The organism is Micromonospora sp. NPDC023737 (assembly GCF_040639715.1).
Taxonomy (GTDB): Bacteria; Actinomycetota; Actinomycetes; order Mycobacteriales; family Micromonosporaceae; genus Micromonospora.
Genome location: NZ_JBFAAL010000008.1, coordinates 149,245 through 173,362, shown reverse-complemented (window position 1 = coordinate 173,362; position 24,118 = coordinate 149,245). Strand labels below are relative to the sequence as shown.

At 68.7% G+C, this 24,118-nt stretch carries 16 protein-coding genes; 11 read left to right on the top strand and 5 right to left on the bottom strand.

The annotated features are described in order from the left end of the window. Positions 1-25: 25 nt before the first annotated feature. A complete protein-coding gene (locus tag AB0F98_RS19175; RefSeq protein WP_357737014.1) occupies positions 26-1,030 on the bottom strand; it encodes a helix-turn-helix domain-containing protein in 1,005 nt (334 codons plus the stop codon). Positions 1,031-1,175: 145 nt separating this feature from the next. Here AB0F98_RS19175 and AB0F98_RS19170 point away from each other — a divergent pair, with 145 nt between their 5' ends. Further along, complete coding sequence (locus tag AB0F98_RS19170; RefSeq protein WP_357737012.1) at positions 1,176-1,700, top strand: nuclear transport factor 2 family protein; 525 nt, start codon at positions 1,176-1,178, stop codon at positions 1,698-1,700. A 721-nt stretch (positions 1,701-2,421) separates the two neighbouring features. On the opposite strand, the gene AB0F98_RS19165 is transcribed toward AB0F98_RS19170, so the two are convergent. Beyond that, positions 2,422-3,840: a hypothetical protein gene (locus AB0F98_RS19165; RefSeq protein ID WP_357737010.1), complete on the bottom strand. Its 1,419-nt coding sequence runs from the start codon at positions 3,838-3,840 to the stop codon at positions 2,422-2,424. 577 nt (positions 3,841-4,417) lie between these two features. Here AB0F98_RS19165 and AB0F98_RS19160 point away from each other — a divergent pair. From AB0F98_RS19160 to AB0F98_RS19150, 3 genes are all read left to right on the top strand, one after another. Further along, positions 4,418-6,352, top strand: coding sequence for a hypothetical protein (locus AB0F98_RS19160; RefSeq protein WP_357737008.1), 1,935 nt, complete (start codon positions 4,418-4,420; stop codon positions 6,350-6,352). Continuing rightward, on the top strand, positions 6,345-8,000 hold the full coding sequence (locus AB0F98_RS19155) for a hypothetical protein (RefSeq protein WP_357737006.1): 1,656 nt from the start codon (positions 6,345-6,347) through the stop codon (positions 7,998-8,000). The genes AB0F98_RS19160 and AB0F98_RS19155 overlap by 8 nt, the downstream gene beginning before the upstream one ends. Positions 8,001-8,151: 151 nt before the next feature. Continuing rightward, positions 8,152-8,355: a hypothetical protein gene (locus AB0F98_RS19150; RefSeq protein WP_357737004.1), complete on the top strand. Its 204-nt coding sequence runs from the start codon at positions 8,152-8,154 to the stop codon at positions 8,353-8,355. A gap of 23 nt (positions 8,356-8,378) precedes the next feature. Here the strand turns inward: AB0F98_RS19150 and AB0F98_RS19145 are convergent, their stop codons facing one another. The 3 genes from AB0F98_RS19145 to uxaC all read right to left on the bottom strand — a co-directional run bounded on the left by AB0F98_RS19145 (position 8,379) and on the right by uxaC (position 15,620). Next, positions 8,379-8,885 (bottom strand): hypothetical protein, encoded by a 507-nt coding sequence (locus AB0F98_RS19145; protein ID WP_357737002.1) that lies wholly within the window; start codon positions 8,883-8,885, stop codon positions 8,379-8,381. 779 nt (positions 8,886-9,664) lie between these two features. Further along, a complete protein-coding gene (locus AB0F98_RS19140; RefSeq protein WP_357737000.1) occupies positions 9,665-13,780 on the bottom strand; it encodes a glycosyl hydrolase 115 family protein in 4,116 nt (1,371 codons plus the stop codon). Between the two features lie 418 nt (positions 13,781-14,198). Then, on the bottom strand, positions 14,199-15,620 hold the full coding sequence (gene uxaC, locus AB0F98_RS19135; RefSeq protein ID WP_357736996.1) for a glucuronate isomerase: 1,422 nt from the start codon (positions 15,618-15,620) through the stop codon (positions 14,199-14,201). Between the two features lie 179 nt (positions 15,621-15,799). On the opposite strand from uxaC, the gene AB0F98_RS19130 reads away from it, so the two are divergent. From AB0F98_RS19130 to AB0F98_RS19100, 7 genes are all read left to right on the top strand, one after another. Beyond that, the gene (locus AB0F98_RS19130; protein ID WP_357736993.1) at positions 15,800-16,789 is read left to right on the top strand and encodes a LacI family DNA-binding transcriptional regulator; all 990 of its coding nucleotides are present in this window, start codon (positions 15,800-15,802) and stop codon (positions 16,787-16,789) included. Positions 16,790-16,858: 69 nt separating this feature from the next. After that, positions 16,859-18,079, top strand: a complete 1,221-nt coding sequence (locus tag AB0F98_RS19125; RefSeq protein ID WP_357736989.1) for an extracellular solute-binding protein — start codon at positions 16,859-16,861, stop codon at positions 18,077-18,079. Next, entirely contained in the window at positions 18,076-19,215 is a 1,140-nt protein-coding gene (locus AB0F98_RS19120; protein ID WP_357736986.1) for an ABC transporter ATP-binding protein, read from the top strand. The genes AB0F98_RS19125 and AB0F98_RS19120 overlap by 4 nt, the downstream gene beginning before the upstream one ends. Then, a complete protein-coding gene (locus AB0F98_RS19115; protein ID WP_357736983.1) occupies positions 19,212-20,141 on the top strand; it encodes an ABC transporter permease in 930 nt (309 codons plus the stop codon). The genes AB0F98_RS19120 and AB0F98_RS19115 overlap by 4 nt, the downstream gene beginning before the upstream one ends. Beyond that, positions 20,141-21,010, top strand: coding sequence for an ABC transporter permease (locus AB0F98_RS19110; protein ID WP_357736980.1), 870 nt, complete (start codon positions 20,141-20,143; stop codon positions 21,008-21,010). The genes AB0F98_RS19115 and AB0F98_RS19110 overlap by 1 nt, the downstream gene beginning before the upstream one ends. Before the next feature lie 67 nt (positions 21,011-21,077). Continuing rightward, positions 21,078-22,598, top strand: coding sequence for an altronate dehydratase family protein (locus AB0F98_RS19105; RefSeq protein WP_357736977.1), 1,521 nt, complete (start codon positions 21,078-21,080; stop codon positions 22,596-22,598). Then, positions 22,595-24,061 carry a mannitol dehydrogenase family protein gene (locus AB0F98_RS19100; protein WP_357736974.1) on the top strand — a complete coding sequence of 489 codons (1,467 nt, stop codon included), beginning with the start codon at positions 22,595-22,597 and terminating at the stop codon, positions 24,059-24,061. The genes AB0F98_RS19105 and AB0F98_RS19100 overlap by 4 nt, the downstream gene beginning before the upstream one ends. Positions 24,062-24,118: the final 57 nt, after the last annotated feature.

The following is a 24,118-nucleotide window of genomic DNA, read 5'->3' as shown; positions in this document are numbered from 1 at the left end:
AGGTCAGCGCTCGGACTGCGGCCGATCAACCTTCTTGAGCCCGGATCAGGCGGCTGGCCCAGCTGGTTCGGACGTAGTAGACATCACGCCCCTGCCGGTGCCGGCTGAGTAGCCCGGATCGCAGCAGGACGCCGAGGTGGTGTGAGACGGTGGCCGGGCTGAGGTGGTGCCGTTGCGCGAGCGCAGACGTGGTTGCCGGCACGGTCAGATCGGCCAGGAGTGCGGCGCGGGTGGCGCCGAGCAGGTCCGCGAGGGCGTGGACGGGACGCTCCACCGGCCGCCACAGTCGTGCGGTGTCGCCGGCGGGGTAGGTCAGCCGCAGTCCCCGTGCGCCGTGGCGGGTCAGGCCGGTGCGTGCCGTACCGAACACCGACGGCGTGAGAAGGAGAGCGTCGACCATCGGGAAATCCTCCTGGTATGGCTTGTCGATCAGCATCGACCGCCCGTCGAAGGCGACCGTGTGGTGCAGGGTGGCAAGCATCTCGTCGGATCCATGTCGCACGGCGCGCCGGGCGCGCTGGTCGAGGTCGCGTTCCAGTCCGTCGCGGAGCGTGCGCCATACCGGGCGTACGGCAGCCTGCCAGTGCCGGTGCAACGCGGCTGCGGTGGCCTGCAGCAGGACGTCCTCGCCGCGGTCGAGTAGCGTCCGCACCGAAGTTGGGACTCCTCGGCCCGGCATGCCGACGGCCGGGTTGCCCGCGATGACCAGGGCGAGGTCGTCGACCGCGCGGCCCACCGCGCCCTCGAGCATCCGATCCAGCTCGTCCGCGAAGTTTGGATTGACTCCGTCGATCGGTGGCGGGTCGAGAAAATCCGGGATCGCCCCCGTCGATGGGACGAGGAAGCACAGCAGTTGCGCGTCGGCCGGCCGGCCGTGAAGCTCCGCGCGCGCGATGCGCTGCCAATGACGCTGACCGGGCAGCCCGGCGGCCTCGCCGAGGAACCGGAGGCTCGCCAGCGTCTCGGTTAGCGGTGAGTACCAGAACCGCAGGTTACGCATCGCGTGATCGCCCAGGCCAAGGCGGAACATGAGGTCCATGCTGGCAGCGTCCGGTCACGGCGTGGTCACGGAGCGCGCCGTTTCGATCGTCCTCGAATCGCTGTCGTCTGGAGGAAGGGAAGCGGTGAGGTGGGAGAGCGGGGGTTTCCCCGCCATCCCGTCTAGGAGGAGCCTGATGCGTCGAACGACAGTCACCGCTGTGCTCAGTGCAGCACTGGCGGCCGGCCTGCCAGCCGCCGCCCAACTCGGCCAGCCCACTCAATCCGATCGGGCCGCGGGCAGCCACATACCGGGTCGGCAATCCTTCGACGCGGCGGTGGCCGCGCATCTACGTGCCATCGTGCAGCGGGACCTGCCCGGCTACGCGGCGACGCTCGCGCCACAGGTGCAACTCGTACTCCCGGACGCGAGCGTGGTCTCCGGAAAGGACGCGGTTGTCGAGGTGAATCGGGAGTTCTTCGCCGACCGGACGTGGCGGCTGGAGGCGACCGAGGTGGCCCGAGGGCTCGGCGATCGAGCGGGCACGGTCGTCTACCAATTCTCGTTCGTCTACGCGCTGCCGGACGGCTCCACCCTGCGCGGGACCAGCCTCGTCGGTCTGACGTTCGTCTGCCAGCGAGGCCGGTGGCTCCTTCTGCACGACCAGAACACGAGGGCCCAGCCAACTCCCGAGCAGGCCATGCAGGCTCTTCGAAGTTGAGCAGGGTTCGAGGCCGAGATCCACTGGAGCATAGAGGGCTGCCCGGAACCCGCCAGGCGGCAGGAACCGGGCAGCCACTCAGTCAGCCGTTCCGGGAGGGCCTCAGCGGGAAGGTGCCGCGGCCCACGTCGCTGAGCGTGGTGGTGTTCGCCGCCAGGTACGAGTCCAGGTACGGCGAACGGCCATCCTGGGTCGGCGCATCGGACTGCGGATTTTGCACGGTCGAGGCGAGCCGGGCGCCGGAGACCTTGATCGTGTGGCCCGCTGCCGTGCTCCACCGCCAGGGGCCCGGCGGCCGCCGCCGAGGCACCGCCGTCGAGGTACTGGCCTCACGCCGGGTTGCAGGCGCTCTATGACCGGGACGCGGGACGGACCTCCGTTCCGGCATACAGGTCGACGACCCGGTCGCGGGTGGCACCCTGCCGCAGCCGGCCGTCGTGAGGATGCCGGTACGACCGACCGACCGAGCATGACCAAACTCGGCGTGGGGTGTCGGGAGGTGGACGATCGCCCGTCGACGCAACTCGGGAGGGGAGCGGCCGCCGGGGAGCTCGACGCCCCGGGATTTCGGCGGGCAGCAGGGTTCGCTGGCCGTGGACACGACCGGCGGGGCCGGCGTACGCATCGAGGTGCTGGTGCTGGTGCTGGTGCTGGTGCTGGCCGAGGCAGTGGTGCGCGGCGGCGCGAATCGGCTGGCGCCGACGCACGCCGGCCCAGACCGTCATCGGAGGGCGCTGTCGAGGATGCACCGAGGCAGGTTCAACCACCACGATGCCGCGGCTCGGGGTTCGCCGGGAAGGGTGGCATCGTTCCGCACGAGCTGAAGCATCCGCTCGTTGCGTGCGATGCCCAGCGCGTAGACCAGCCCGATCAAGGGGGTAGCGTGGGTGTTGCTCCGGTTATGTCGCCACCGGCTGGCGTGGTGCTCTATCGCCTGTCTCCAGTAGCGATCGCTACTGCGGCCACCGATGTGCCCGATCGCCTGAGTGGCGGCGATGGCGATGACCGAGGGAAGTCCGGTTGCTGTGGTCAATCGTTCGATAATGGGACGCTGCTCGGACGTACCAACGATCCGGAGCGCCTCGATAATGGCCAGCGCCTCTTCCGTCGGGCCGCTGGCGGCGCAGACGGCCAGCTCAGAGGCGAGCGCCGCAGCGAGGGGTTGACGATACGGCGTGCCGGAGAGCAACATCGCGGCGTACATCCGGACGTCGAAGACCGCGCTGAACAGCATCTCGTCCAACAACGCCGGGAGCAGCCGGTCGTGGAAATTGGGCACCGCGATCGGTGTCCGCGCCAACGTCGCGCCCACGAGCCGGGTGACCAGTAGCCGGGCTGCGTCCTCGTCGGTAGGACGCTCGGCCTCCAGCGCCGGCCGGGTCGAGCCGAGAGCCAGTGCCCGGCCGAGCTGCGCGGTGGACCGTGCGGCATGCGTTGGCAGCCGCCGTAGCAGCTCGGCGGCGAGCGGCTGCGCCCTTTCGTAGGTGGCAGGGTCGAGCACCAGGTCTTGGACGACCGGTAGGAGCCGCTGTAGCTGCGGTCCAGTGAAGTGTCCGTACCTCAGCTTCCGGACGCAGCCGAGCAGGGCTCCGTATTGCGCCCGGTCGTTGGTGGGGTTGGCGAGTTGCGCGAGCAGGTGCCGGCTCGCGTCCGGATGGGAGCTGCCGTCGAGGATGCTCACCGTCTCGACGAAAACCTGGCCCGTCCGGTCGGCCGCGAGCTCCGCGCAGGCGGCGATGGCGGCCTGTTGGCCGACGGGATGAGCCAGAAGCCGGTTGAACGCTTCGTGACGCTGCATCCATGCCAGGCCGTCGGCGATGATCATCTCTGACAGCAGTCGCTGCGCCATCTCGCGCCAGGCCGAGTGCGGCGTGATGACCTGGCGAGGGGCCACGGCCAGATGCGCGGTCAATTCGTCCCATTCCGGCCCGGTAACGGTGTTGTCGGAGAGGGTGAGCTCCAGCAGTTGCTCAATGCGCGCCAGATTTTCGGTGGGGTGCGAATCTGCACCTCTGGCTAGCAGGGGAGAAGCGCTGACATCCGGTGCGAAGTACCGGTAAATGGTGTCAAGAAGTGCAACGAGACTACCATCGGCAAGGTCGAGTAACTGCTCGTACCGCCGTACGGCCAGGAACGGCACCCGTACCGCCGCCGTTTCCCAGCGGGAAATACGGTAGACGCTGGTGCGCTCCTGCCAGCAGCCGCCCTGAAATGCGTCCGCGAACCCGGTGGCCGCTGCCCAGTCTCCTCCTCGCCCATGCAACCGGTTGACGCGGAGCAGCCATGCGGCCCGATCCTGTTGCGGTGGCCAGCCGGATCGGACGGGTGTCTGGCGCGGTGAGCGAGGCGGTCGGCCTCGACGCCCAGTGAGTCGACTCCCGCTCCCCACAGCGCATTTATTGCACGCCGTTCAGCGGAGTGCAACAGCGCCGCCACGAACTGACACTGAACGTACCGTTGACTGACCGCCCAACCAGGACCGCCAATATCAGAGCGAGAGCTCCAGGTCGAGTCGCGGTCATTTCTCTATCGATTCGGGGTTGATTGGCAAGGGGTGGCCCGGACGTCAGCAGGGAGGACGGATGGAGTTCATTCACACCAGGAAGGTATCCGAGTTGGTCGCAACGGCTGGGTCGGTGCCCCGTATCCCAGCTCAGCGCGGCGACACGGAGGGCATGGGACCCGAGCCGGTCCAGTCGCCGCGTATGCCCTCGCTCGTGCAGGCGATTCGGACCGTGCCGGTGCCGGGAGCGCCGCCGCCGTTGTCCCGCGAGGGGGCCGCCGTAGGTCTCGCCTTCCTCGACATGGCGTTGCGGCAGAACCACATTCGCCGACTCACCGAACGGCTTTCCTTCGTCGAGCACGGCGTGGCGAGCAGGACCACCGAGGTGGACGTCCGGTTGAGCCTGCTGGACCCCAGCCAGCGCGAGGCCAGCCACGTGTTCCAGCGCCTGAGCAGCCGCAGCGCCCGGGACCCGGAACAGGAGCAACCCGCTACACCCACCATCTGGGTACCGGTGACACGCATCTCGAGGTTGAGCGTCTCACCGATCGACGTCGTCGACGCGGCCGGAAACAAACTTCCCCGCCTGACCCAGTACGAGACGTCTCGACTGCTCGCGTCGGGTCTGTACCGACTGTTGAAGGGCATCCTGTCCAGCCGGCCGGAGTCGCGCCAACCGTCCAACGTGAGTCGGCTGCTGCGCGAGGAACGGGCCCGGTGGCTGCTCCAGGCCGCCCTGCTCGCGCTCTTGACCGAACGCAGCAGGCCGTTGGGTGACATCGAGCAGGACGAGCATCGCATCCTCCGGCCCCCGGTAGCCGGCGCCTCCGACGCTCACGACTGCCGAGAACTCGTCATGTCCGTGCTGCGCCAGTACGAGCCGCAACTTGAGTCGTACGCGAATCTGCTCGACGTGGCCCTCGACAACTACCTCCTGGTCACCGCCCTTGACATGAGCAAGGACGACCACCTGCTGAGCTACGACGCGCCGGTGCATCTGAGCGAGCAGACCCGCGCCGCCCGCCGCGCCGGCGTCTGGTCCCGCTCGACTTCGGCCCGATACCGCATCCAGTACCTGGCGCGGATCCCCGCGAGCCTGCGCTCCTACCATGTGGTCGCCGAAACCGAGCCCGGCGTCCACATCGAGGCGATGTCTCTCGTAACCGACGTGGACGAGGCAAACGCGACGGAGCTGAGCGCGGATCTGCGCGCCCTCGCCGACCGGCGACGCAGGCACAAGCCGGGGCGGCAGACCGAGGCCCGCCTGCTGGAACTCGAATTGCAGTCGGCGCTGGGTCGACTCTCCGAACTTCTCCGATCTCGGCGATGGGACGCCAGCCAGGCCGGGTTGGAGATGACGGAGGCTGCGCTTCGGAGCAGCAACCGCTTGGCAGAGCTTTACCTGTCAGCTGAGTCGCTGGTCAACGAGCCGGAGAGGCTCGAGGCACCCCTGCTGTCCAACCCCACCCTGACCGCCGACGATCTCGATCAGGCGGCCGACGAAATCGAGGCACAGCAGCTCGGCTCCGACTTCTCCGTGGAGAACGACCAGGAGAGCAGCCGGGCACACGCCTACTGGCGCCGCACCTCACCCCGATCGTCCGACGGCGAACACACCTCTGTGACCTGCACGCTGACTCTTCGAGACGCGACTGGGGTGCGCCCAGGCAGCGTCATCGCCTTCGCGGTCGCCGTGGCCGCCACGATCTACCTGGTCGGTGCTCTGCTCGCGGGAAGCCCGTGGCCCTATGGCCGGTCCGCCAACAGTTCCTCGAATGCGGACGCAGTGGTCGCGGTGCTGCTGCTGGTGCCCGGATTCCTTTACACGAGGCTCGAGCTCCCGATGCGACACACGATTCTCGGGCACCTTCGGCGACAGTCCCGGCGCCTGGCGCACCTGTCCATCGCGTCGGCCGTGGGAGCGTCCGCGGCCATCGCCACCGACGTCCACGATTACGCGCTGGGCGGGATGCTCGCCCTGACGACAGCGCTTCCGCTTCTGGCGGCGGCCATCCTGCACCGGCGAATTGTCAAGCATCGCGACCTCGTACCCGCCCGCCTGTCCGCTCCGAGATGGCTTCTTTCGCCGGCCGTCAAGCCAGTGCCGACGGACGCCGTCTTCCAATCGACTGGATGGCATCATGAGTGACGAAGAAGAAGCCTCCCCCGCCGCGCTGGCCGACCTCGCCCGAGCCGGATTTCTGATGGCAAGGCAGTCCCTGATGCAGGTGAACTTCGAGGTGCATCACGTCCTGGACCGGAGCGGCTACCTCCGTGACCTGTTCGACGACCGGGTTGCTGCCGGCCAATCTCCACTACCGCAACCCGAACATGGCATGGCGTACGGCAACCGCGAAGCGCCGCCATCACCGGGCCAGACTCCGCGCGAGACCCTCTCCGCCGCCGCGCACGGTGTCGGCCTTGTCGTCGGGACATACGTCGGCGCGCTCCCGCAGGGCATGCAGCGCCGGCGCCGTGGCAGCGATCTTCCGGTGGCGCTCAGGGTCGATGATCGGTCGTCCGACTCGTGGGTCTTCCAGGGCACCGCGTGGCCCAACCCGACCTTCATCTACGAGTCGGGGCAGAAATTCGAAGGCCTCATCCTGATTCAGGAGAAGACCACCGGACGGTCGAGCTTCCAGGGCCGGGCGATCGCCGAGTTGATCGCGGAGGTATCGAAGATCGCCGCCGAGCAGAAGGCACCTCTACTTTCCGTGCAGGGCCCGGTTCAGCTGCCCGCTCGACCCGACGACGGGGAATGGCCGGTACCGTCCGTCGTCGCGGTGCGTTTCGCCATGGCGCTGCGACGTGCGGGCACTGAACGGCGCCTCAAGCTCTCCGAGGCGTTCGCCGAGTTCGCCGGCAAACGCGGTTACGGGTTCTGGCGGGCCGACATCCGGCCGGGCCACCGGCAAGGCAACTGGTATCTGGTCCGCCCGCACGACCGGTCGAGAGCCGAGCAGTACGCGGCCCGGGCCCGATGGAACGACGAGGAACCCCGATGTTCCCTGCCCATCACCTTCGTCGGACCCGCGCGCGTCGGATCGACCAGCGCAATCATGTCCTACCTTCGCGAGTTCCCCGAACTGGGCGTGCTGGCGTGCTCGATCATCTCGCTGGACGACCTCGCTTTCATTCACCTGCAACTCGCCGTCAACCGGCTCCCAGCCGGAGGAACCCAGGAGTTCGAGAGTGACCTGCGCCGTCGTGTCCGATCGGCGGGAGGGAACGACATGGAGGGCCGGACCAGTGCTCCGCAGGAGTTGCTCCCGGAGATCCTGCCCCTGGTGACGGGAAACGGCAACGGCAAGCCCGGGCTTGACAAACTCACCAACCTGACCGACCGTGCAGGCGACTATCAGGTCCTCACCGGGCCGACCATGCTCGTTCGACATGAGGGGGATGACCGCATCCCGCTCTGGTTTTCCTGGCGGGCCGCCGGCACCGACGACGGTCTGGCCGCACCCCTGATCGCGTTCATGGACGCCCTCGCGGTGACGGGGTTAGCTCCCGCTTGCGGGGGAGCGAAGCAGGTCAGGGACCAGCCGAACCTCGACTACCTGGTGTGCCGGGATATCGGCGAGTCGACGCTGCGCGGGCGAGGGAAGATCACTCTGCCTCGCCATGTTCTCCGTCAATTCGCGGACACCAGGCCCGAAGTCATCGGCCCCCGGATATCCACCAACCTGGAGGATGCCTGGCGCGTGGAGCTGAGCCGATACGCGCTACCCGGTGGCGTGGAAGTCTCGGTGGCGTGGATGGAGTATCGCCTCAACAACTCGACAACCTTGATGTGATCCCAGCCGCTGCGGACGACAGGGCACGCTTGTCGGGGTTGCCGCTGCGACGGGGCCACCGAGAACACGTGGATGCTCTGGGTCGTCCGCGTCTGAGCGGTCCTGGGTTGGTATGGGTGGGGGGCGGTGACGCACACCGGATCCGCACTCCGTGAAGGGCGCGGGGCTGCTGGTCGCCGCGCGGACCTCGGCGAAGGACCCGAACCAGGTGGTCAGGTACGCCGTCGCGCTGCAGCCGGCCGGTGCAGGCAGGCCCACCTGGTATGCCGGGCGCAGCCTGGACGGCGACCTCAGCCTGCCCCAGGTCCGCAAGCGGTGGAAGCGGCCCCGTTATCGTCGGCTGGCGTGCTGGTGAGAGCTGCTGCAACGGGCGTCTCATCATGACTTGTGGGCCCAAACCTCGACGTCCACCCCGATGGCGTCTTTGGAGCCAACGGATTTTGGCACTTTCATACGGGCACGGACGCCAGGACCCACCAAGGTGATCCACCACTCTGTCTCCGAGAGCCACCAATCGCGGACGCGCAGCTGCACATCTGCGGGAAAATCGTCGACCCCAATTTGCTCAATCCGCTCTCGCAGAGCCACTCGCGCGATCTGAACCGCTTGAGTCTGGCTGAGAACCACTTTGGTATCAGCCTGACGAGACAGCAAGCGCGAGACGGTGGCCTTGAGCAGGTCGTAGGTCGCGTTACCCAGTACACCAGCGCTGACAGCGCCTCCTACCCAGACCATCGCGATGGTCAACAGCTCCATCTCACTGCCGCTGGCACTGCCGGTGGGTTCTACTGCGCGAGGTATGGGAGTCGGAGCCGGATACGCACCGCCGGAGTTTCGCGTCGGATACTGATCGTCGTCTGGCAATGAGGGCGTGCTGCTGCTCATGCGGTCAGGATAACGACGAACGTCGAACGGAAGGTGCCGCCGCAGGGATCCCTCAGCGGGGCGCCGGGAAATGCCACTGGTCGCCGCCCGCTTGGCATGGCGGGCCCGGTGCACCGCGGCCACCAGGTCTGGTTGCCGGTCGAGGTCGGCGGCCTACGCGGCCACCGCGTCGACCTGGTCGTGCTGCCTGCCGCCGCTGCGGCTGGCGCCGACGCGGTGCGGGTTGGCGTACCGGCTGGCCAGCAGACCGGGCGCGGGCATCTGCCTACTGCATGGCGAGACCGCACGGCCAGCGTCTGACGTCGCCCTACGCGGCGGCGGGACGCTCGCGGCGGGCAACCTGAGCTAGCGCGCGGACGACGTCGGCGGGTCGCACGGTGATCGGCTCGTCGCCGGCGGCGTCGAGCGTGGCGTAGTGCGCCTCCACGATACAGACGCATACGCGGTGCGGAGTGGGTTCCGGCTGGTGTGGTCCAGCGTGCGGGTCGAACGCGAGCGGCTGATCGCGAGATATCTGAGTTCCTGTTTGCCTCGACCCGTTGACCGCACCAGAAGTGCGAGGAACATTTGGTCCCGGCTGAACCGGCGCCGCGGACGCTGCTGCGACATCCTGATCATCCTCCGAGGCTGACAGTGGCCACTGTGCCGGGCAGCCACGGGGCATCTTGCTCCGTGGCTGCCCGGGATGTCGCTACCGGCGTAGATGTTAGTAATGGGTCACTGTTGGGCAGCAGCTTTCACAGCGAATCGGGGCGGTGGACCCCTTCGGTGTCAGAGCGTCAGGGGGCGCTCGCTTTCCGGTTGCTGGGTGTCTGGAAGCCGGTGAGGCCGGGTGTGTCATCCGTGGTCAAGGCGATCTGGTTGAGCACGAGCCCGGCCTCGCGAGGCGCCAGCGTGATCGTGTGCTCACCCGGCTCGAGCGCCATCGCGGCCGCGGCGACGCTCGTGGTGCCGTACCAGGTTTCGAACCCGGTCTCCGGCCCGGACTTGCTCGACTGGTATCGCCACTGCCCGTCGACGAGCACGTGGTAGGAGTCGGCGTCGGGGTTCGGGTTGCTCGAGTTGACGAACAGGTAGTACGTGCCAGCGGTCTGGATGTCGACGGTGAAGTCGAGCTGCGGTGGTGCTCCTGCCGCCGAACTCCCGTTGGCCTTCTCGGTCGGTCCGGCCCTGAACAACGCCTCGGCCTGAGCCGGCGAGGTCGCCAGCCAGTTCGCCTTCGCGCTGGCGTCGGCCGGTGGGACGACTTGCAGGCCGTTTCGAGCGAGGGCCCAGCCGTGCGTCCCGTTGTTGCTGCCGGTCGCGTGGGCTGCGGCACTGTTCTCGAGCGCGTCGGTCGTATCGAGGACGACCAGGCCGTCCTGTTCCAGGTACGGGCCGCCCGGCGCACCCTCGCCTCTGGTCACCGTGACAGGCGCCACCCAGGTCTCACCGCCACCGGTGGTGATGGAGACCTCGGCCTTCCCGACCCTGTGCCCGGTGACGCTCAGCCGACCGCCCTCGACGGCTACCGAGGCCGCGGTCGTGTTGTCCGACTCTGCGGCCACCACGTCCGTCACACCCTCGACCGTGCTCGTCCGGCCCACCGACGTCTCGATCGCCGGCAGCCGGTGAAGCTCCGGCATCACGCCGGGAAGTGGTGCAACGGTCGCCCTCTGGGGTGCGGCGATGTTGTTCGGGCTCTCGGGTGGGCCGACCAGGCTGTCACCGACCGCGCCGTCGCGAGTCTCGATGATGATCCGGTCGAAGAGGATCGCTGCGTCCGAGCGGTAGACCGTCAGTTCGTGCCAGCCCGGTGTGGTCACATCGACGGTGAAGTTCAGGGGTTCGATCTGACGCATGATGTTGAATCCCCAGGTACTGGTGCTCGTACCGGCGACAGAGTTTCCGCGCAGCAGGCTGGGAACCTGGTCGTCGAGCCCGATTGCCGTGCGCGCGGTTCGCGGCGTGCCGTCGTCCTCGGTGCCTTCGTTCAGCGTCGGGATCCGGTAGAAGGTCCCGGTGAACCTTCCGGTGGAGGTGAAGTAGATCCGGTATTTCAAACGGGCGGTCGTCTCGAATCCGGAGTCGACCCGGGGCGCGATCTCCGGGAAGCTACCCATCGATGCTCCCCGCTGACCTACGCCCTGAAGGGGCGCCCACCGGCTCCCGTCGGTGCCGGGCATGTTGTCGGAGAAGTGCTCGGCCTCGAGGGCCACGTATCCGTTGGCCTCCAGGTGCGCCGGCTCGGCGACCCGGCGTAGATCCACGGCGGCCCGCTCCGCGGCGACCGTGAAGGTTGCGACCGGGTCGCCGACCTTGGCGCTGTCGGCGGCGTTGAAGACCCGGATCGTCCCTGTCGTGGCTGGGTGCTTCTTGGCGACCGTCACCGTGACTCGCTGTTCTGTCGCGGTCGTGCCCGAGCGCTGTGAGAGGGTGATCCACGGGGCGTCCGCCTCGGCGACCCACTCCTGCGGGTTGGCTACGTCGTCGCGGGAGAACACGTCGAAGAACCGCTTGTCGTCGGGCGTGGCCGAGTTGAACGTCAGTGTGCCGCGGCCAGGCTCCTTGCTGCCCTCGGCGGCGGCGCCCACCGCATCGGTCGGTGCGGCCACCCGGGCATACCGGTCGTTGTTGAGCATGACCGTGCCCTCGTTCGGGAACCCTTCGGGATGGCTGTGGCCGATGGCGTGGTCCCACTTGCCGTCGCTGATCGTGTTCCAGTAGTCCTCGTCGGTGACGATGCGCTCACGGGCCTGCTTCGAGAGCAGCTCGTAGCTTCCCGCGCTGGCGTAGCGACCCTGGGCGGCAGCGAGCTGGTTCTTCCAGTAGTAGCCGATCTGCTCCGCCATGTTGCGGTAGGACCGCACTCGGTGGAGCACCTGCTGGTAGAACGCGGAGCGAGAGCGCGGGTCGAGCTTCGCGGAAACCCTCTCGAGAATCCGCACCAGATCGTTGGACTCGTTGATGTAGCGCTGGAGCTCATCCCCGTCCGAGGTGGCGCTGAACGGAAAGACCTGACCGGTGTGGATCCTTCCGGAGTTCGCGTTGGACGAGTTGACCTCCCCCCAGAACTCGGCACGCTTGGTGTTCTCGAGCGCGTCGAACCTTTCCAGCGCGTCAACGACCACAGCAGTGTCGTTGCCCCTCAGCCTGAATTCGCGCTGCACGTGCTCGGTGAGGAACTTGCTGCCGATGGTCGTCTCGTCATAGCCCTCGACGTCCCATGCGAGCTTGGCGAACAGGTCGAGCTTGATCTCGCCGGGCTTGATGTCCCCGACATTGAGGATCCAGTAGCGCCCCGCACCGGAATTCCACGCCCGACGCAGCTGCTGCACCATCAAGGACATCGGCGTCGAGTTCAGCCACAGGTAGCTCTTCGGCTCACCCCAGTAGGAGATGTGGTAGTAGACGCCGTTCCCACCGGACCGGGCGGCTTCGGTCGGCGTGGGCACCTGGCGCAGATAGCCCTGATTGTCCTCGGCCCACATCAGGGTCACGTCGTCGGGGATGTGGTCCTTCAGCCCGGCGTTGTAGAGATCGTTCATCTCCTTGTAGGGGATGAAGACCTGCGGCACGGCGTCGGCGCTGCCGTAGACCTCCGCGATCATCTTGCGCTGTTCGCGAATGACGTCGGCCTCCATCTCGACCTTGTCCTTGAACCCGTACGGGTTACCGGGTGTGAACACCGCATCGCTGTCGTGCACACCGCGGATACCCAAGGCAAGGATGTTCTCGAAGTCGGCGTTGGCGACCACCCGCTGGCGCCAGTACTCCAGGATCGCGGGCTTGTTGATCGAATAGTTGAAGGCCGCCACGGCGTCCGAGCCCTTGATGTCGAGCGCGTCCTTGTTGCGGTCGTACCACTGGCGCCATTCGCCCTCGTTGTTGCGCAGCATCAGCTCCGCGTGCGACGAGGAAGCGACCACGCCGAACGCTGCCGCCTCACGCGCGTTGATCGGCGTCCCCTCGTCGTACGTCCCGGTGTCGGTGACCGCGTTGAACGCCGTCGAAGACAAGTGCATCGCGGGCCACAGCGTGTTCAGCCTCAGCCGCAGCATCAGCTCGTAGACGTGCCGGTAGAAGTTGACATCGGGCGTGCCGTTGCCGGTGGGGAACTTCCGCTTCGCCCACGCGATGGTGCGTTCCTCGTCGTTGATGAAGAATCCGCGGTACCTGACGTCCGGCCCGTCGTCGACCCGGGTCTTGCCCTTGACGTCGATGTCGTCTCGATGTTTGACCGGCACGTCGCTGTACCAGTACCAGGGTGAGACGCCGATCTCCTCGGAGATCGAGTAGATCCCGTAGATCGTCCCTCGGGCATCACTTCCCGCGATCACCAGTGCCTTGTCGACCCCGGGGACCGGGTCGGTGATGGTCTTGGCCGCGTACGCCTCCCACCTGCCTTCGATGCCAGCGGCCTCGTCGAACTTGCCGGCTTCGACGATCTCGTCGATCAGCCGGCTCTGACCGATCTGGCCGACGATGATCGCGGTCTTCTGGCCCACTGCCTTGGTCAGCAGGGCCGGCAGTTTGCGCCGGTCGGCCTCCGCCAACCGCGCTTCCTTGGCCGACTCGTCGTCGACGAACACGCTCTGCACGTCACCGGGATCGATCGCCCCGGTCACCATGGCGACGTCCTGCCGCAGGTCCTGAACCGCGCGGCGCACCTGCGTGTAGTCCCGATCGCCGTGGTCGCCACCGTAGGACGGGTCGATCAGGATCGGAGAGGTCGTCCGACCGTCGAAGATGGTGAAGTCGCCCGGCGATGCGTGCGCCGGCGTCACCCCCACCGACGTCAGGGACGCGGCCAGCACAACGCCGGTCGCGGCGGCCGCGGACCACCGCCTGACCCGACCCGCGATACTGCGCTGGGCGTTCTGCACACCTCGAGTTCTTTGTCCGGGCAGCGACATCCCTCGCTCCTCTCCTCCGGTACGTCATCTTGTTTGCGGTCACGGGGTGATCGGATTTGGCTGCACCCGCTGCTCTGCGAGCGGGTCCAGGTGACGGAAGCGCCTTGGCGGCGTCGTCATCGCTGTTGCGGAGGATGACCTGAGGTCGATGTCGTCGGTGTTGTCCTGCCCCACCGGGAGCCACGGCGGAACGGGCTGTCGACGTCGAGGAGGGTCAGCCGCATCGTGCGGCTGTGCAGCCCGCGTGGATGCCGGGCAGACTAGTTGCGGACGACGACGGAGATCGCGGAGAGCGTCGAGTGCCCGTCGACCGGCGGCCTCGGCCCCGACGTCAGAACGGTTGAGAACGTTTCGGACCGTGCCGGACCGAAACTTGCGGTGTTGTACGGCGGGTTTCCCTGTTTCGATTCGTACGCCCTCATTGGGCCAGCCGGGCGTAGGCCTCCCGCGGGAGGCGGTAGGCCAGGTCGGCTGCCGTCTCGATCGCCTCGTCCTCGGTCAACCGGTGTTCCAGGACGAGACGGGCCAGGTAGCCGGCGTCGACGCGCCGGGCGAGGTCGTGCCGGGCCGGGATGGACAGGAACGCCCGGGTGTCGTCGACGAACCCTGAGGTGTTGTAGAACCCGGCCGTCTCCGTCACCAGCTCGCGGAAGCGGCGCATCCCGTCGGGGCTGTCCAGGAACCACCACGGCGCACCGAGGCGTACGGCGGGGTAGACGCCGGCGAGTGGGGCGAGCTCTCGGGAGTAGACCGTCTCGTCGACCGTGAAGAGCACCAGCCGGAATCTCGGGTTGCGGCCGAAGGCGTTGAGCATCGGCCGCAGCGAGCGGGTGAACTCGGCCGTGACCGGGATGTCGAAGCCGAGGTCGGAGCCGAAGTCGCGGTGGATTTCGGGATCGTGGTCGCGGAGCACGCCGGGGTGAATCTGCATGACCAGGCCGTCGTCGCAGGACATCCGGGCCATCTCGTAGAGCATGTGACCGGCGAAGGCTTCGGTCGCGTCGGGGCTGACGGTGCCGCGGTGCGCCTCGGAGTAGATCTGCCGTGCCTCGGCCGGGGTCAGCGGCTGGGCGGTGGCGGTGAGGTGGCCGTGGTCGGTGGCGCGGGCGCCGGCCGCCACGAACGCTGCGCGCCGCGCGCCCAGTGCCGCGAGGTAGCCGTCGTAGTCGCCGGTGTCCTCGCCGGTCAGCTCCTGGAGCTGCTCGAGCTGGCGGGCCCAGCCGGGGTGGCCGACATGGGTCAGGGCGTCCGGGCGGAAGGTGGGCACCACCCGTTCGCCGAGCCCCGCCTCGCGGAGCCGGGCGTGGTCGTGCAGCGGCGACGTCGCGGAGTCCGTGGTGGCCATCAGTTCGATGTTGAAGGTGTCGAGCAGGGTGCGCGGCCGCAAGCCCGGCTCGGACAGTCGTGCGTCGATGAGGTTGTAGAGCTCGTCCGCGGTGTCGGGCCCGGGGGTGAGGTCGAGCTTGAGCACTTCGGCGATCTCGTGCTCCAGCCAGTAGCGGCTGGGGGTGCCGCGGAACAGGTGCCAGTGGGCGCAGAACAGCCGCCAGATGGCGCGGGGGTCGGTTTCGGCTACCGTGCCGTCGAGGCGGGGGACGCCGAGTTGGTCGAGGGTGACGCCCTGCGAGACGAGCATCCGGGTCACGTAGTGGTCCGGCACGACCAGCAGGTGAGCCGGGTCGGAGAAGCGCTCGTCGTCGGCGAGGACGGCCGCGTCCACGTGCCCGTGCATACAGAGCAGCGGCAGTTCCCGCGTGGAGTGGTAGATGCGGCGGGCTACGGCGCGGACGTCGTCGCCGGCCGGTAGCGCGCGGTCGGGATGCAGACGCAGCTGTGCCACGAACTTCTCCTCTGCGGCTTCGATGGGACGGGCCCTGAAAAGGATTGCATCGATGAGTCTCTGTCACAAGGGTGGTGTCAGCAGAGCCAGGAAACATTCATGCGCAACAGTATTGACAGGGTTCTGCAATCGCTTTCAGACTTCGGACGTGACGGTTCCACGATCGAGGAGGTGAACCGTTGCGCACGACGATCCGCGAGGTGGCCCGGGAAGCCGGCGTGTCACCGTCGACCGTGTCCCGGGCCCTGTCGATGCCCGGACTGGTCAACCCGGTGACCCGGGAACGGGTGCTGCGCGCCGCCAAGCGGTTGGGTTACGAACCCAACCGGGCCGCGCGGGGTCTCATCACCGGCAGGACCGGCAACCTGGGGCTGATCGTGCCGGACCTGGCCAACCCGTTCTTTCCCAGCCTGGTGAAGGGTGTGCAGGCCAGGGCCCGGGAGGCGGACTACGCCGTATTCCTGGCCGACTCCGACGAGGACCCGGCCGCCGAGAGCGATCTGGTACGGGTCCTCGCCAAGCAGGTCGACGGGCTCATCCTCTGCTCTCCCCGAGGGCGTGAGGAGGACATCCTCACCCTCGCCGCGACCACGACCCTGGTCATGGTCAACCGGCGCTTCGGGCGGGTGCCGTCCGTCGTCTTCGACAACTCCGACGGGATCCGGCAGGCCGTCGCGCACCTGGCGGCGCTCGGCCACACCCGGGTGGCCTGGGTCGGTGGTCCGCGCACGTCCTGGTCCAACCGCGACCGGATCCGGGCGCTACGCTCGGCGACCGACGCGGCCGGGATGGACCTGTACGTGGCCGGTCACTTCCCGCCCCAGTTCGAGGGCGGGATCGCCGCGGCGGATCTCATCATCGCCTCCGGTGTCACGTCCGTCATCGCCTACAACGACGTCATGGCGCTGGGCCTGCTCGGCCGGCTCCGGGACCGCGGATTGCGCGTACCGCAGGACATCAGCGTGATCGGCATCGACGACATTCAAATGTCGTCGATGTCGTCGCCCACGCTCACCACCGTTTCGCTCACCAAGGGGCAGGCCGGCCGCGCCGCCGTCGACCTGCTGCTGTCGCTGCTGGAGCAGCCCGACGGCGTGCGCAAGCCGCGCCGGGAACTCCCCACCCAGCTGCTGGTTCGCGCCTCGACCGGGGTCGCGCCGACCGACTGACATTCGGCCGAAAGGACGCGCCCCCACCCACCACCACCCCGTGACTGACGACCGAGAGAGGGAAGTTTCATGGGCATCACCCGGCGGAGCGCCCTGATCGCCGCAGCATCGTCCCTGCTGACCGTTACCGCCGCCTGCGGCGCCCCGGACAACTCCAGTGGCTCCGGCGGCAACAGCGACGGCGAGGTTCCCGACAAACCGAAGAAGGCCGTGGCGCTGAACATCCTCGACGTCGCGGGCAACCTGCAACTGACCCAGGGGATGATCGACGAGTTCGTCAAGAAGAACCCGGACGTCATCTCCCGGGTGACCTACTCCAAGTCGCCCGCCCCGGAACTGGTCGGCAAGATCAAGGCCCAGCAGAACGCCGACCGGGTGGACATCGGCCTGGTGCTCACCGGCGTCGACGGTCTCGCGGCCGGCATCGACCAGGGCCTGTGGCTCGACGTCCTGCCGAAGTTCCAGAGCCGGCTGACCGGCATGAACAACTATCTCGCGCCGGCCGCCGAGATGCAGAAGCTCGCCGGCAACGCGGGCGTGACCGTCACCTACTACCCGTCCGGCCCGCTGCTGGAGTACCTGCCGGCGACCGTGGCGACCCCACCGACCAGCGCGGAGCAGCTGCTCGCGTACGCCAAGGCCCACCCCGGCAAGGTCCAGTACGCCCGCCCGTCGAACTCCGGTCCCGGGCGTACCTTCCTGATGGGGCTGCCCTACATCCTCGGCGACAAGGACCCGAAGGACCCGGTGAACGGGTGGGAGAAGACCTGGGCCTACCTCAAGGAGCTCAACCAGTACGTCGACTACTACCCGTCCGGTACCACCGAGACGATGAAGAACCTGGCCAACGGGTCGGTACACGTGATCGCGTCGACGACCGGCTGGGACATCAACCCCCGCGTGCTGGGCACCGTGCCGAAGGAAGCCAAGGTCACCTCGCTGCAGGGGTTCCACTGGGTGACCGACGCGCACTACGCGGTGATTCCGAAGGGCGCGTCGACGGACACCCAGGCTGCGGTGCTGGCCCTGCTGGCGTTCATGCTCACCCCTGAGCAGCAGGCCAAGGCGTACGACGACGGCTACTTCTACCCCGGCCCGGCGGTGCAGGGCGTGAATCTGTCCGACGCGCCGCAGAAGAGCCAGGACGCCATCCGGGACTACGGCCGGCCGGAGTACGAGTCGCTCATCGCGAACAACCCGACGGAGGTGCCGCTGGACGCGAAGGCCCTGGTGGCGGCGTTCGACCAGTGGGACCGCGAGATCGGTAGCGGGAAGGTCAAGCAGGGATGACCGCCGGCACCAAAGCCTTCACCCAACTGCGACTGGACGGCGTGTCGCGTCGCTTCGGCGGCCAGGACGCGCTGCGCGACCTCGACCTGACCATCGAGGCGGGCGAGTTCGTCGCCCTCCTCGGTCCCTCGGGCTGCGGCAAGTCCACCGCGCTGAACTGCCTCGCCGGGCTGCTGCCCCTGACCGGGGGCAGCATCTGGCAGGACGACCGGCGCATCGACACGCTGCCACCGGAGCGCCGCGGCTTCGCCATGGTGTTCCAGAACTACGCGCTGTTCCCGCACATGTCCGTACGCGCCAACATCGCGTTCGGGCTGCGGATGCGGCGGCTGCCCAAGGACGAGATCCGTCGCCGCACCCAGGAGGCGGTCCACCTGGTACGCCTCGAGGAGCACGCCGACAAGCTGCCCGGCCAGCTCTCCGGCGGGCAGCAGCAGCGGGTGGCGATCGCTCGTGCGGTCGTCCTGGAGCCGTCGCTGGTGCTGATGGACGAGCCGCTGAGCAACCTCGACGCCAAGCTGCGCCTCGAGATGCGTACCGAGATCCGCCGGCTGCACCAGTCGCTGGGCCTCACCACGGTCTACGTGACGCACGACCAGGAGGAGGCGCTCTCACTGGCCGATCGCCTGGTGGTGCTGCGGGCCGGCCGGGTGCAGCAGATCGGTTCGCCGCGGGAGCTGCACACCCGCCCGGCCAACTGGCACGTCGCCGACTTCATGGGCTACCGCAACCTCTGGGCGATGCGGGTGGGGGAGGCGGTGGACGACACCGTCGCCGTCGAGCTGGACGGCTTGCGGCTCGTCGGCGTCCCCGTCGGCCCGGCGGGGCCGGGCGACGAGGTGATCGTCGCGGTGCGCCCCGAAGACGTCCGGGTCGATCAGGCCGGCGCGACGACCAACGCGGTGCCGGCGGAGATCGAGGTGGTCGAGTACCAGGGCCGGGAACTGGCCGCGGAGGCGGTCACCGCCGCCGGCGCCCGGGTCCACCTGCGTACCGACCAGCGGGTGGCGCCCGGCGACCGGGTCACCCTGAGCATCGACCCGCAGCGGCTGCTCGTCTTCCCCAGCGACGCCACTGCCACGCGGGCCGTCGACGGGGAGTCGGCCGTGGTCGAGGAACCAGGGCTGGTCGGATGAGCGTCACGACCCCCACCCCCGTGGCGGCCTCCGCCGGACCCCCGCCGCCGACGCGGGCCCACTGGCAGCACCGCCTCGCCGAACGAGGCGTCGATCGTCAACTGTGGCTACTCACGCCGGCGCTGCTCTTCGTCGTGCTGCTCTTCCTCTACCCGTTCTTCTACGGACTGGGCCTGTCCTTCCAGCCCACCGAAGGCGGCCCCTTCAGCGACTACGCGCGCTTCTTCAGCGACGCCTACCAGCGCGGCACGATCTGGACCACCCTCGGCCTGTCGCTGCCCGCCGCGCTGCTCAACGTGGTCGCCTCGGTGCCGATCGCGTACCGGATGCGGGGACGGTTCCGTGGCAAGCGGCTGGTCACGATCCTGCTGGTGGTGCCCATCACCCTCGGCACCGTGCTCACCGCCCAAGGCCTGCTGAACTTCCTCGGCCCGACCGGATGGTTCAACCGGGTGCTGACCGCGCTGCACCTCACCGACGAACCGATCCGGCTCGTCCACAACTACTGGGGCGTCTTCTTCTCGCTGGTCATCACCGGGTTCCCCTTCGCGTTCCTGCTCGTCCTGTCGTACCTGTCCGGCATCGACCCGACACTGGAACGCGCCGCGGCGACCCTCGGCGCCGGCTGGTGGCAGCGGTTCCGCATGATCACCCTGCCGCTGCTGATGCCCGGACTGGCCACCACGTTCTGCCTGACCTTCGTCCTCGCGTTCAGCGTGTTCCCGTCGGCGGTCCTGGTCGGCAACCCGGCCGGCGAGACCCGGGTCATCTCGATCGCCGCCTACCAGGCGGCCTACGAACAGTACGACTACCCCTACGCGTCGGCGATCGCGATGATCATGGGGCTCATCGAGCTGGTGGTCATCTCGGTGGTGCTGTTCGCCCGCACCCGCTTCTACACCGGATCCACGGGAGGCAAGGGCTGATGGTCACCACCACCGCGGCAACCGACGTGCGTACCCGGCGGCGAATCACCGCCCGCCCCGCCGCCTGGCTCGTCTGGGGCGCGGTCATCTTCTTCTTCCTGAACCTGCTGGGCGTCGTCGGATCCGTGCTCGTCAGCTCGTTCGGCCGGCGCTGGTTCAACACCTGGCTCCCCGACGGCTACACCACCAAGTGGTACGGCGAGGCATGGACCGAGTTCGCGCTGTTCCAGGTGATCAAGGTGACCCTGGAGGTCTCCCTGCTCGTCGTGGGACTGTCGCTGGTGATCGGCGTACCGGCGGCCTATGTGCTGGCGCGCCGGAACTTCCCCGGGAAACGGGCCATCTACCTGATCTTCCTGCTCCCGATCTTGATGCCGCCGATCACCTACGGCATCCCGCTGGCGACCGTGCTCTACAAGTTCGGCTTCGCCGGCCACCTCTCCGGCGTCGTGCTGGCGAACCTCGTCCCGTCCGTGCCGTTCGTGATCCTCACCATGACACCGTTCATCGAGCAGATAGACCCCCGGATCGAAAGCGCGGCCCGGATGTGCGGAGCCGGCATGCGCTCGGTGTTCCTGCGGGTGCTGGCGCCCCTGCTGCTGCCGGGGATGCTCGCTTCGGCGATCCTCGTCCTGGTCCGGACGGTCGGCATGTTCGAACTCACCTTCCTCACCGCCGGCCCGGACTCGCAGACCCTCGTCGTCGCGCTCTACTACTCGATGTCCGCCGCCGGCATCCGCGCCCAGCAGTCGGTCGACGCCATGGCGGTCATGTACACCGCGATGATGCTGGTGCTGCTCGTCATCGCCCTCCGGTACGTCAACCCGACGCAGCTCGTCGCCCGGGTGAAGGAGGAACCGGAGCCATGAGGACCACCGACGCCCCGGCCATCGTGACCCGCCCGGAAGGCACACCCGTGGTGAGGGAGGCGAACCGATGAGCCTGGTGCTCCTGTACGACAGCGACGACGTCGCGGTGGCGACCACGCCGATGAAAGCGGGGGAGCCGTTGGCGCTGCCGGGGGTGGCGGGCACGACGCTGCGCGACGACGTACCCGCCGGACACAAGGTCGCCCTGCGCGACCTTCCCGCCGGATCGCCGGTACGCAAATACGGCCAGGTGATCGGCCGGGCCCTGGCGAAGATCCGCGCGGGCGAGCACGTGCACACGCACAACCTCGGGATGCCCCAGGACGCGGCCGCCCGGCTCGCGGGTGATACGGCGGTGTCCGTTCCGAGGCTCCCCGCCGACCTGCGCCGCACCTTCCACGGCTACCGCCGCCCCGACGGACGGGTCGCCACCCGCAACTACGTCGGCGTCCTGACCACCGTCAACTGCTCGGCCACCGTCGCCCGGAAGATCGCCCGGGTCACCGAGGACGACGCGGAAGCGCTCGACGGCGTCGACGGCGTCGTCGCACTGACCCACGGCACCGGCTGCGGGATGGCCGCCCAGGGCGAAGGGTGGGACCTGCTGCGTCGTACCCTCGCCGGCTACGCCCGCAACCCGAACATCGGGGGCCTGGTCGTGATCGGGCTCGGCTGCGAGGTGAACGCGGTGGCCGGGCTCATGACCGACCTCGGGGTCGCCGAGCACGTGCCGGTGTCGTCGTACACCATCCAGGAGCTCGGTGGCACCTCCGCCGCGGTCGCCCGCGGCGTCGAGCTGGTCCGAGGCATGATGCGCGACCTCGCCGGCACGCCACGCACCGAGGTGGGCGTCGAGGAACTCGTGCTCGGCCTGCAATGCGGCGGGTCCGACGGCTGGTCCGGACTCACCGCGAACCCGGCCCTCGGGGTGGCCTCGGACCTGCTGGTGGCGGCCGGCGCGACGTCCGTGCTCGGCGAGACACCGGAGATCTACGGCGCCGAACACCTGCTGGCCGCACGCGCCACCAGCCCCGAAACCGCCGACGCGTTGATGGAGCGGATCCGGTGGTGGGAGGAGTACACCGGACGGCAGGGCACGACGATGGACGCCAACCCGTCCCCGGGCAACAAGGCCGGCGGCATCACCACCATCCTGGAGAAGTCGCTGGGCGCGGTGGCGAAGGCCGGCAGGAGCCCGCTCGCCGCAGTGCGGCACTACGCGCAGCCGATCCCGCGACCCGGGCTCGTCTTCATGGACACACCCGGCTACGACCCCGTCTCGGTGACCGGGATGGTCGCGGGCGGCGTGAACCTCATCTGCTTCACCACCGGACGCGGCTCGGTCTTCGGCAGCCGTCCGGTCCCGACCGTCAAACTCGGCACCAACGCCGAACTGGCCAGCCGGATGGCCGGCGACATCGACCTGGACTGCTCGCCGATCGTCGAGCAGGGCGTCTCCCTCGAGGAAATGGGCCGGCGGGTCTACGACCTGCTGCTGGACGTGGCGTCGGGCCGCCGCAGCGCCAGCGAGGAACTGGGCCTCGGCGGTGAGGAGATCGTCCCGTGGCAGTTGGGCGCCGTGCTGTGAGCGACACGCAGCGGTTGAGCCTCGACGCGCTGGACCGGCTCGGACGCAACGTAACGTTCATCCCGCCGGCGGTGGATCCGCGCGCGCTGCGCGTCGGCGTCGTGCACCTCGGGATCGGCGCGTTCCACCGGGCGCACCAGGCAGTCTTCACCGAGCTGGCCATGGCGGCCGCCGGGCGCGACGACTGGGGCATCGCGGGGGTCACCCAACGGTCGACGTCCGTACGCGACCAGCTCATGCCGCAGGACAACCTCTACTCGGTGCTGGAGCGGGGCCCCGGCGCAGCGCCCCTGCACGTCGTCGGCAGCGTCCGCGAGGTGCTCTTCGGGGCGGGCGACCCAGCGGCGGTCGTCGACCGGATCGCCGATCCGGCGGTACGGGTTGTCACCCTCACCGTGACCGAGAAGGGCTACCGCCGCGACGGCACCGGCCGGTTGGACCGGTCCGACCCGGAGGTCGCCGCCGACCTCGCCGGGCGCCCGCCCCGCACCGTCGTCGGACAGCTCGCCCGCGGGCTGCAGCGCCGCTCGGCCGGCGCGGCCGGACCGGTCACCGTGCTCTCCTGCGACAACCTCGTCGGCAACGGCGAGGTCCTGCGCGGGCTCGTGCACGACTTCCTGGACGCGCTCCCGGAGGCCGAGGCGGGCCCGCTCGCCGAATGGATCGCCGCCTCCGTGCGCTTCCCGTCCGGCATGGTCGACCGGATCGTGCCGGCCACCACCGACGACGATCGCGCCGACGTCCGGACGGTGCTGGGGCTCGACGACCAGGGCGTCGTGGTGGCCGAACCGTTCCGCCAGTGGGTGATCGAGGACGACTTCGCGGCCGACCGACCTGCCTGGGACCTCGCCGGCGCGGTGTTCACCGACGACGTCGCCACCTGGGAGTCGGTGAAGCTGCGCATGCTCAACGCCACCCATTCGCTGCTCGCCTACCTGGGGGCCCTGCGCGGTCACGACACCATCGCGGCCGCGCTCGCCGACGACGAACTCGCCACCGCAGCCGAGGCGCTGATGGTCGAGGACGTGACGCCGACCCTGCGCGTGCCCGACGGCCTGGACCTGGCCGGCTACCGGCGGCAGGTGCTGGAACGGTTCGCCAACCCGGCGCTGCGCCACCGGACCGTACAGGTCGCCATGGACGGGTCCCAGAAACTGCCAGTCCGGCTGCTCGGCACCGTCCGCGACCGTCTGGCCGCCGGGGCGATCCCGCGGCAGGCCGCACTCGCGGTCGCGGCCTGGATGGTGTACGTGGCGAAGGGTCGGGACGCCAGCGGACGCGAACTACCGCTCGACGACCCGCTGGCCGACCGGCTCAAAGTGGCCGCAGCCGCCGGTGCGGGCGACCCCAAGCGACTGGTCGACTCGCTGCTGAACGTCGAGGAGGTCTTCGGTGTGGACCTCCCCGGCCAGGACGGATTCCGGACCGTCCTGGCCGACCACGTCGCCCGGCTCACCGCCTGAGACCTGCTGACGGAGGTGAGTGCGTAGGTTCCCGGTACAGCCGGTGTAGACGATCGT

Coding starts and splice junctions, on each gene's coding strand:
- AB0F98_RS19105 (WP_357736977.1), top strand. CDS start 21,078: ATGAGCCTGGTGCTCCTGTACGACAGCGACGACGTCGCGGTGGCGACC.
- AB0F98_RS19110 (WP_357736980.1), top strand. CDS start 20,141: ATGGTCACCACCACCGCGGCAACCGACGTGCGTACCCGGCGGCGAATC.
- AB0F98_RS19145 (WP_357737002.1), bottom strand. CDS start 8,885: ATGAGCAGCAGCACGCCCTCATTGCCAGACGACGATCAGTATCCGACG.
- AB0F98_RS19125 (WP_357736989.1), top strand. CDS start 16,859: ATGGGCATCACCCGGCGGAGCGCCCTGATCGCCGCAGCATCGTCCCTG.
- AB0F98_RS19155 (WP_357737006.1), top strand. CDS start 6,345: ATGAGTGACGAAGAAGAAGCCTCCCCCGCCGCGCTGGCCGACCTCGCC.
- AB0F98_RS19140 (WP_357737000.1), bottom strand. CDS start 13,780: ATGTCGCTGCCCGGACAAAGAACTCGAGGTGTGCAGAACGCCCAGCGC.
- AB0F98_RS19120 (WP_357736986.1), top strand. CDS start 18,076: ATGACCGCCGGCACCAAAGCCTTCACCCAACTGCGACTGGACGGCGTG.
- AB0F98_RS19175 (WP_357737014.1), bottom strand. CDS start 1,030: ATGTTCCGCCTTGGCCTGGGCGATCACGCGATGCGTAACCTGCGGTTC.
- AB0F98_RS19115 (WP_357736983.1), top strand. CDS start 19,212: ATGAGCGTCACGACCCCCACCCCCGTGGCGGCCTCCGCCGGACCCCCG.
- AB0F98_RS19170 (WP_357737012.1), top strand. CDS start 1,176: ATGCGTCGAACGACAGTCACCGCTGTGCTCAGTGCAGCACTGGCGGCC.